Source organism: Paenibacillus maysiensis (assembly GCF_000520815.1).
In the GTDB taxonomy this organism is placed as follows: domain Bacteria; phylum Bacillota; class Bacilli; order Paenibacillales; family Paenibacillaceae; genus Paenibacillus; species Paenibacillus maysiensis.
The window spans coordinates 1-5,590 of sequence record NZ_ASRY01000161.1 but is presented as its reverse complement, the minus strand read 5'-3'; the positions used below and the strand labels follow the sequence as shown (position 1 = coordinate 5,590).

The 5,590-nt window shown below is 56.3% G+C and carries 2 protein-coding genes and 2 pseudogenes; all 4 read right to left on the bottom strand.

Features of this window, described 5'->3' with window-relative positions; all coding sequences use genetic code 11:
- On the bottom strand, nt 1-205 hold a 205-nt coding region (locus L696_RS32690; protein WP_425339311.1), incomplete at its 3' end, for a polyketide synthase dehydratase domain-containing protein.
- 132 nt (nt 206-337) lie between these two features.
- Nucleotides 338-2,863: pseudogene (locus tag L696_RS32685) on the bottom strand (type I polyketide synthase); the annotation flags it as partial.
- A 909-nt stretch (nt 2,864-3,772) separates the two neighbouring features.
- Nucleotides 3,773-3,856 (bottom strand): annotated as a pseudogene (locus L696_RS32680) (hypothetical protein); the annotation flags it as partial.
- 10 nt (nt 3,857-3,866) lie between these two features.
- A partial coding sequence (locus L696_RS28445; RefSeq protein WP_155985354.1) for an SDR family NAD(P)-dependent oxidoreductase occupies nt 3,867-5,590 on the bottom strand: 1,724 nt, incomplete at its 5' end.

Genomic DNA, 5,590 nt, shown 5'->3' with positions numbered 1-5,590 from the left:
TCCCCCCTGTCTCTTCCATCAAACCCGCACAGGCTTGTAATGCCGCATCCACTATACCTGGATGCAGCACATAGCCCTCTCCTGTGCCTTCCGGCAGCGCCAGCTTGCCCAGCGCGCCCCGCGGACCGATCTCCAGCCACTCCAGCCCCCGATGACTTGGTCCGTACGCGATCCCTTTATCCAGGAACTGCCCGTAGCATTCCACGCCGCTCACACTGTGTCGGCTCTCCTCCCGCAGCACCTCCACCTCCAGCTTTGGTAGGTTTGCTGCCGCCTCGCGGGTATACAGCTCCACGCTTCCCTGGCTGTGTACTTCCCCTTCGCCTACTGCCTCTCCGCTGTACACCTCAAAGCCAATCCGGTTCTGCGCCTCCGGCGTCAGTGCGATGTGCAGTTCCTGCTCCGTTCCTTCTTCCACCGTGAACGGCTTCAGCCATACCACCCCGTGCAGCCGTACGCCTTGCTGCGCCTCATGCCCCGCCGTCCCGGCAGCCAACAGCGTCGCTTGCAGCGCCATCTCCAGATAGGCTGCCCCTGGCAGCATTTTCTGCCCCTGTACCACATGATCCTTCAAGAAGAATTCTTCGCCGCTCCACCGTGAACTGTACCGCTGTTCCGTCAAATCCGACGTATTCCGCTGTACCAACGGATGCAGCATAGACGTATGTCTCGCCTCGGCCTCCGACGCACTTCCCACACGCCGGCTCGTCCAATACCGCTCCCGCGCAAACGGGTATCCCGGTAGGCTGATCCGCCGCGGTGTGGCTTCCCCGTACAGCTTGCTCCAGTCTACCTCTCCCCCGCGCACCCACCATTCCAGGAGTTTGCCGTATCTGCCAAGCCGAATCCATTGCTCCGCCGTGTCGCGCAGTTCAGAATCGGCAAATACGGCCAACGCTTCCTTGTTTCGGCTGACTTGTCCACGGTGCAGATGCCCGTTTTGCTGTTCCCCTTGCACAAAAGCCTGCAAGGCATTCTCCAATTGTTCGACAGATGAGACGATCATTCCCAGCCGCTCATCCATCGCTTCGCGCCCCGTCTGTAGCGTATAGGCCACATCGGCCAATTCATCATCTTGCCAGTTCTGCTCCCGCAGTGTCCGGAGCAGTTGTGAGGCCTGTATGACAAGGCGGTCCTGTTGTCTTGCCGACAGCACAATAAGAGCCGGCTGCAAAGGCGAAGACCGCATACGATTTGGATTTTCATCCCTTAGTGGGGGTTCTGCAATAATCAAATGCGCGTTGGCCCCTCCGGCACCGAACGAAGAAATGCCCGCAATACGCGGGATTTCCGCCAGTTTGCCGTTGATGTGAAGCATAGGGCGCTTCCACTCCGACGGCGCATGTTGGAGATAGAACGGTGTCTGCCCGAAAGAAATTTCCGGATTAGCTGTACCGGAGTGAAGGGTAGGCGCGATTACACCATGCTTGAATTGCATCAGCACTTTCGTTAAGCCGGCGATACCAGCGGCACTCTCACAATGGCCAATGTTCGACTTAACGGAACCGACGGCGCAAAACTGTGTATCCCCGGTGTCTTCCTTGAATGCTCGCACCAGACCCGCAATCTCAATCGGATCACCCAACGCGGTTCCCGTGCCGTGCGCCTCGATGTAACTGACTTCACGGGCTTGAATGCCTGCTTGCCGTAAGGCGTCTGCAACTACTTCCGCTTGTGCGTTTGGGTTAGGTACCGTATAGCCGTGAGTTTTGCCTCCGGCGTTGATCATGCTTCCTTTAATCACACCATAGATATGGTCACCATCACTGAGCGCCTTGGCCAAAGGCTTTAAAACAATGGCCCCAACACCCTCTCCGTCCACAAAACCGTCTGCTTCATCTCCAAACGCTTTGCACTTATCCCCGGAGGACAGCATCGTCATCGCACTGAGTTTCAAGTAATGTACCGGATCGACAATTAAGTTGACCCCGCCCACAATCGCACATTCACAGGAACCGCTGTGCAGGCTCTCCAGTGCAAGATGAATAGCAGTCAGTGAAGAGGAACAAGCCGTATCGACTGCTAGGCTTGGCCCCTGAAAGTTAAACAGATAGGACAGACGGTTGGCGATGGACCAATAGCTGGACCCTGTCGGATAGTTTCCGTTCATAACGCCGACAAAAACGCCGATTTTCCGGCTGTGCCCGAGGGTCAACGGCGTATATCCCGCATCCTCCACACTTGCATAGGCCACCTCAAGAAACAGCCTTTCCTGTGGGTCCATCCGTTCGGCTTCCGCAGGCGATATATGAAAAAAAAGCGGATCGAAGGCGTCGATATCCCGGATAAAGCCGCCCCATTTGGTGTATATGGCACCGGGCTTCCCTTTTTCCTCCGCATAATAAGCTTTCCAATCCCAACGTTCCGGGGGAATTTCCGAAATACTATGTTTGCCGGCCAGCAAATTCGCCCAAAATTCATGCACATCATCAGCCCCGGGGTAGCGGCCGGCCAATCCGATGACCGCCACATCTCGAGAGGTATCCGGCAGTGAGGATTGGCGCTTGGCCAAAGGCGTATCCAGCCCCTTCCAAAAGCGGTTGCGGGAGTGTTCCGAACGCATAGCAGGATCGGCATTGACCGTTTCTTCCCCCACTGTGCCGGTCGGCGAATCTGCTGTTCCAACGCCATGCAGTTCCAAGAAACGCTCCCGCTGCGACTGCAGCAAATGATCTGCCAGTTTATCGATTGTCGGATACTCGAAAAACAATGTGCTGCTGATATCGCTGAACACCTTCCGCAATGCAGCAGCCAATTCAATGACCATAATCGAATCGATGCCAAACTTCTCGAACGGTTCAGCGGAGTCGATCTGCTGCGGCGAAATTTTCAAAGCTTCGCCAATCAGATCTTTTAAATATTGACGGCTTCTGTCCTGCAGACGTTCAATAGTATGCTCTTCCTCGCTGCCGGGCTGGACCAAACGCGGATCAGCGGCTTCGCTGCGGGACGGCAAATTGCTGTCATGCTTCGGCGCATCCGAGGACACTGCCTCCGGTGAGACAGAAAGGCCCTTGCGCTTCATCCGCACCACACCATCGCTTTCCGCCGCCAGCAGGACGGGTCCTGGCGAACAGCCGGCCATGCCGATATTTCGAAACCCTGCGCCGGTCAGCAGGCTGCGGATACGGCCGGCGCTCTCTGTATTGAAGGCTTCCGCGCCGCTTGCATCATCCGTATCCGGTGCAAGGCTCCCGCTATCCTCCCACAGCAGCACACCGTTTTTCTTCAGAACGGTCTTCGCTTCGCGCGACATCTGCTGAACGTGTTGCAGGTCGGTTATTTTGCCCCGGGCAATCACAAGATCATAGCCGCCCGGCGATAACTGCTGATCCATAAAAGGCATATGCCGCTCTAGACTGCGGAATCTCAGAAATGGGCAAACGGAATCAAGTCCCGGTTCGATCCGCAGGAAATGGTCCTCCGACGAACCGGTACAGCAAAACTCGGCAATCTGCGTATTGAAGGGGAGCAGCTTTTGCACCATCAAGGAAAGTTCCGCTGTTGTCAGTTTGCCGATCTGCAAAATATGAACACGGGACGAACTATCCAGATCCAGACGGCGCTGCACATAGCTGGCAACCGCTTCGGCAAGCATCCCGGCCAGCCATTCGGTGCTTTGCGGCCCGTTGCCTGCCTTCTCCCCATCATCCGCGCGGACATCACCTGAAGCTACTAGGACATCAATGAACGGAGTTCCTTGTATCTGGAGCAAATATTGCGTTAGCGCCTGCAAATTCGGATATTCGTGAAAAACAGCCGGTGACAAATCCAGCCCCAGCGATTCATTCAGCCGTCTGGCCCATTCGCCCCAGACGACCGGATCGTATCCATATTCCTCCCAATTAAAATTCATATCGAGTTGCTCAGGCTTTACTTGGAGCAACTCGGACAGGGTTGATCGTAAAAGGTGTTGTATCTTCATTTCCATATCCGGCCCGGTCACCAATCTCGCCTCCTTGTTTTGAAATGGCCGCCTCAAGATCCGGCAGGTGTGGCACTGCCGATGGCACTTGGTCCGGATAAAAGGCAACCCATTCATCTGTGCATAACTCCTCAAGAATCAGAGGCTTCGTCGTGTTAATCAGCGCCGCTTGCGAAGCTGATCCGGCCAGCAATATCTCAAGTGCTTCAAATGCTTCCGTCGGTTCTATGGAGCCGATTCCCGTACGTGCCATCTTGTCCCTGTAACTCTGTGCCGACACAACGCCGGTACTGCCCCAATAACCCCAGTTCATCACCTTAACCGGGCATGTCCACCACTTGCCGAGCTGGTGGGCGAAGGCGTCGGAAAAGGAACAACCCGCCGCATAGTTGCTTTGGCCAGGGGCTTTTGTAAAGGACATGAATGATGAAAAGAATAAAACCATATCCAGCGGCTCATCTCTGAATACCTGCGCCATCCGCACGCTGATATCAACCTTTGCCTGAAGCCCAGCGCTGAACCGTTCCTCATTCATCCGCTCCAGGCTCTGATCCCGCAACACGACAGCGGAGTGGAGCAGCCCATGAATCGCCGGGTGAATCGACTTGATCTCCTTGTAGGCTTCGCGCAGCGCCGCCTCATCGGCTGCGTCGGCGCAGATGTAGCGCGGTGCTGGCCCCAAAGCGCCTAAGCGCCTGATCTGGGCTTCGATAACCGCATTGTTCGGCCGCCGCCCAATCCATACAATATGAGCCTGGTGGCTGCGAATCATATACTCGCTCCAGGCTTCCCCGATGCCGCCAGCGCCTCCAATGACCACATAGACACCCCCGGTTTTATACAGACGATGCTCTGCAATCTCCTGCCGGACAGGCACGAGATGCTGTTCATACCATTGGCCTCCCCGATATGTCCGCAGATGTCCATCTGCATCCGGGGGCAGGGCGAACAACTCGTCGAACGGCCAGCCTTCTTCTGTTTCCAGATCGGCTTGCCTGATATTCCAGTGAGGATATTCTTTGGCCAACGAACCGGCCAAGCCGTGCAAGCCGGCGTGGGTCGGATCAATCAGCTCATCGGACGTTATATGCTGCGTCTTCACGGTCAGGATGCAGAAGCCAAGCTTTCTAGCCCCATAGCCTGCGTGAAGCAAGGCTTTGATGAACCGGAACAACAGCAGGACGCCCGACTTCTGCCCGGCAATTACCGCCTCTGGCTTGAATGCGGTATCGCCATCCGAAGGCGCGATCCAGATGAAATGATCCACAACGCCGCAAGCGGCCAATTTTCCACCTATGATAGGCATGGAATCATCGGAAACAATCTCCATGCGGGATGCGCCGGGGCAACGTTCCCGAATTCCTGCCCATTGGCTTGTGGTTCCGCCTATGACCATTACCCGCTCGCCAGACGCCGGAAAGCGATCTCCCGGTTGGACCAGCGAAGGATCCCACACAGGCGCCAGCATTATATTGCCGACCAGTTTTGGTTCTTCCGTCTCCTGAGCGAAATCAGGCGCCCGGTTCCCGCTTCCGGTAGCAACGGCCCGTACCGTCAATCCGGACAACCGGACACAGACCCGGCCGTCTTCCTCGCACAGGTCGATGTCCAGCTTCCCTGTGCCGCCTCCCCCTTTCCGGCGCCGGATCCACGCCCACATCCGTT